Annotated in this window: 3 protein-coding genes; all 3 read right to left on the bottom strand. The window is 59.5% G+C overall.

Annotated features, from left to right (window positions below; translation table 11 throughout):
* Positions 1-149: 149 nt before the first annotated feature.
* The 3 genes from JNN07_18400 to JNN07_18390 are packed head-to-tail and all read right to left on the bottom strand — an operon-like array spanning position 150 to position 3,204.
* Positions 150-1,418 (bottom strand): hypothetical protein, encoded by a 1,269-nt coding sequence (locus tag JNN07_18400; GenBank protein MBL9169718.1) that lies wholly within the window; start codon positions 1,416-1,418, stop codon positions 150-152.
* Entirely contained in the window at positions 1,415-2,545 is a 1,131-nt protein-coding gene (locus tag JNN07_18395) for a M20/M25/M40 family metallo-hydrolase (protein ID MBL9169717.1), read from the bottom strand. The genes JNN07_18400 and JNN07_18395 overlap by 4 nt, the downstream gene beginning before the upstream one ends.
* On the bottom strand, positions 2,542-3,204 hold the full coding sequence (locus tag JNN07_18390) for a DedA family protein (protein ID MBL9169716.1): 663 nt from the start codon (positions 3,202-3,204) through the stop codon (positions 2,542-2,544). The genes JNN07_18395 and JNN07_18390 overlap by 4 nt, the downstream gene beginning before the upstream one ends.
* Positions 3,205-3,880: the final 676 nt, after the last annotated feature.

Below are 3,880 nucleotides of genomic sequence, written 5' to 3'. Positions count from 1 at the left end.
TGGCAGGATACCCGACTCAATAGGCTTCAGCCCCACTGTGGACCCTACTGACTGGTAAGCCGGATGCGGGAAATCCGCCAGTCCGGTTTGGAGGGAGGGGTGCGGTCAATCCCGCATTCCTACCCCTATCAATTGTAGCGTGGGTCGTCTTACTTCACTGACGCGCGTTTGGATTCTCGAACGGTGTAGATCCAGCTGACGAGGAGCAGCAGCGAGCTGAAGCAGGCCAGGGTTACGACGATCGCTTGGTGCGAGGGGTGATGGAAGCGGAGGGTGAGGCCGTAGGCGGCGGCGATGAGCAAGCTGGCCGGAATGATGGCGAAGCGTTCTCGCGCCAGGAGATTGCTGATCAGAACATTGGCCAAAACCAGAGGAAGCAGGCTCCACGCAAACCAGGGGACCATGGGGGCGTAAGACAGATAGGCGGATCCAAAAAGCAATCGCAGGGGGAGCTCGGGAAACAGGCTGCACGCGATCGAGGCGCCGCCGCCGATCAGCGCGGTTGCGCCGAGCGCCTGAGCCATGACCGAGGTGGTTTCGGATTGGGCAACGCTGCTCACCACTTTCGGGAACATCACCCAAACCAGAGGGGCGGTGATGAAGATGACCGTGCGTCCCACGACCCGCGCCTTTGTGTAGCCGTCAGCGCCCTCGAGCAGATACTTTTGCACCGTCAGCATGTCCTCGCTGAACATGAACGTCGTCACACCCAGTCCGAGCGTCAGGGGAATGCACCTCTTCAGAAACCCCATGAAGTCGAAGGGTTTTGGTTTGGACTTCCACTCGGAGCGAGTGAGGTGGAGGGCGATGCCAAACGCGAGCAAGGCACCCAGGAGCAGACCTGCTAGGCCAGCGGTCGCTCCGCGGTTTGCGGGGGCTACCAACAACACGAGGACCAGACCAACTCCGATCACCAGACTGACGTCGCTCGCTACTCTCGCAGCCCCTAGCTCTAGGAATCGTTGCTTCCCCTGAAGAACCCCGAACAGGGCGGGTGTGGCTGCCGATACCATGGCCAAACCAAGAGTGAGCCACAGTATCCATGGTCCGGTGAGCTTGTAGGTGGCCATCAGTGAGTTCTGAAAGATCTGGCACAGAACCCCCATGATGACCCAGAAACCCAACATGCATTTGAGCAATCCTCGCAGTGCGCCGGAGACTTCCTCATCGTCTTGCAGCGCGCCCGACCGGGCCGCCAGCTGAGCGAAGGCTGTTTGCATTCCAATGAACGGAATGCAGAGTTGCGCCTGAGCTTCCCGCATGGAGATGAAGGAACTATAGGTCTCTGATGGATTGAGGTGATTCGCCGCCGGAATAAAGTGGCCTGCGAGTTTCTGAAGAAGCACTCCAAAAAGGCCTCCTCCTGCCGTCGCCAACAGTAGCCAGGTGCTCTGCCGAAAGAATGCAAACCGACTCAATCCAATCCCTCCAAAAATCGCGTCAGGAGATCGGTTCCCCGCTCGAGTTGGCGGATCGCGATCCATTCATCGATCGTGTGGGCTTGGGCGATGTCGCCCGGGCCGAACACCACGCTCGGAATGCCCGCTTGGCCCAGCACCCCCGCGTCGCTGAAGTAGTTCACTCCGGCCGGGCGGGTTTGTCCGGCCAGGCTCATCAGTCGCTTGACCGGAGCTAGCTCCGGATCGGTTTCCAGAGCGACTGAGGGGACACCCTTCCAGTCCTTCAGAATGACATCGCAACCCTCGGACTTCAAAAACGTCCCGATCTCTCGGATGATTTGTGCGTCCTTTTCGCCGGGTAGGGTGCGCCGATCAACACGGATTTCGCACTGGTCCGGCACGATGTTGGGCTGCTTGCCGCCGGTGATCATGCCGACATTGACCGTGGCAGATCCGAGCAGGGGATGACGGCGCTTCTTGAGCTGTCGGGCGTACGGTCCCTGCAGGAGGGTCACTACTTTCGCCATCGACTCAATGGCGTTCTCACCGAGCTCCGGCTGGGAGCTGTGAGCGGCGCGTCCACGGGTCTCGGCCCGGAGCCAGAGATCTCCTTTGTGGGCCGTGATCACCTTTAGACAGGTGGGCTCGCCCACAATCGCGAAATCGGCCTGGAACTTCTGTCGGGCTAACGCTCTTGATCCCGATTGGCCATTCTCCTCGTCCACCAATCCTACAAAACTGATCTCGGTATGGTCAGGACGTCGGAGGCCTTGGGTCAGGCGCAGGACGGCGGTGAACATGGCGGCCACCGATCCTTTGGTATCGCAGGCTCCCCGTCCGTAAAGTCGGCCGTGCTGCAGGACTGGTTTGAGCTGGGATTCATCTTGGATGGTGACCGTATCCAAATGGGGCGCGAGCAGGATTCGAGACCGAACCTTGCCTTTGGGCTTCAGCCGGACGATCAGGTTCGACCGCGACGGAAGCACTGGGGAGAGTTTGGCTTCGAGGCCCGCCCGGCCGGCGATCTCCAACAAATGTTGGGCCACGCGATGTTCACCCGTCAGCGGATGGTCGGGCGTGGTGAAAGCCGGATTGATGCTCGGAATAGCGATCAAGTCCCGCAGGAGCTGGGCGACGGGGCTCATGGCGTGCGAGAGGAGGCTCTGCGGCTCTTGGCCCGTTCCCGCAGAAACTCGAAGACCGCGGGGAGGACGGACAGTACAATGATCGCGAGCATCACCAGAGTGAAATTCTTCCGTACGAACGGGTGATCGGCGAAGAAATAGCCCGCGGGCACGAAGAGGCCTACCCAGAGCAAGGCACCCAGCACGTTGTAGAGGCTGAACTTGGCGTAGCCCATGCGGCCCATCCCGGCCACGAATGGGGCGAAGGTGCGGACGATGGGCACGAAGCGGGCGAGCACAATGGTCTTCGCTCCGTATTTTTCATAGAACGCATGCGTGCGATCCAGGTGCTCTTTCTTGAGAAAACGAATCTTGTCCCCGCGGAAGATTTTGGGCCCGAGCCACACGCCACACCAATAGTTCACCATGTCCCCTAGGATGGCAGCGATGGGGAGGAAGACTAGCAGCGGCCAGAGATTCAGGCTGCCTCGAGCGGCAAAGGCTCCGAGCGCAAACAGCAAGGAATCGCCGGGCAAGAAGGGGGTGACGATCAATCCGGTTTCGCAAAAGATCACCAGAAACATCAGCACATAGAACCAGACCCCGAACTGAGAGATCAGTGAGTCGAGGTGTTTGTCGACGTGCAGAACCAGGTCAATGAATGTTTGGATCCATTCCATGATATTAAATCCCGCGAAAACTGAGCTGGGTTAAGGGAGAAGGCAAGGCAGAAGGGGAGGGAACCGCGGATAGGGGATTTGACAGATTTCGGGAACTTATCCTAAGGCCGCCTTCCAGCCTGGCACAGATCTCCATCGCGGTTTAACAACTCGGGTGTCTTGCCATCGGTTTGTTGGGGGATGCCAAACCCGCAGGGTTCACAGAGATTTGCCGGGGGTGCCGGCACCCCCGGAATTGTTAAAAAGACACGAGCATCGCGCAGCGATGCCACCGGCCTCCGAAGCCGCTCCATCCTCCTCAAGAAACCCAGTCCGTTCGTCAGTCCATTCGTCGACTGGTAGCACGCCTTTCAGGGGGCTGTTGTATAGGGGGCGATAGACCGGGGGGGTCGCGACGCTCCACGCCCCGGCTCATCTCTTCGAACCCTGCGGGCTCTCGGCGGCGGATTCAGGAACTCAGCCGAAATCCCTGGTTCCAACGGCCGTTTCTCCCTGGATAGCCTGGGTGTGGCGTGAAGGAAAAGCGGTGGCATGCCCTGAGCATTACCCACAAGTTCGGAGGGCTTCCTCCCTATCCCAACGGGATTGCGCCTCAAAGCCCAGGGTTGGGAGGAACGAGCTACCCTGGGGAAAACGCCATAGAATCCACAACCCCATCGTGGGTTGCGAACCCTGT

The sequence above is a fragment of the Verrucomicrobiales bacterium genome (assembly GCA_016793885.1).
GTDB lineage: Bacteria > Verrucomicrobiota > Verrucomicrobiia > Limisphaerales > UBA11320 > UBA11320.
This window is presented reverse-complemented; position numbering and strand designations above follow the sequence as displayed.

What these genes read in the sequence shown, in the direction of transcription:
- JNN07_18395 (MBL9169717.1), bottom strand. Translation starts at nt 2,545, where the DNA reads ATGAGCCCCGTCGCCCAGCTCCTGCGGGACTTGATCGCTATTCCGAGC.
- JNN07_18390 (MBL9169716.1), bottom strand. Translation starts at nt 3,204, where the DNA reads ATGGAATGGATCCAAACATTCATTGACCTGGTTCTGCACGTCGACAAA.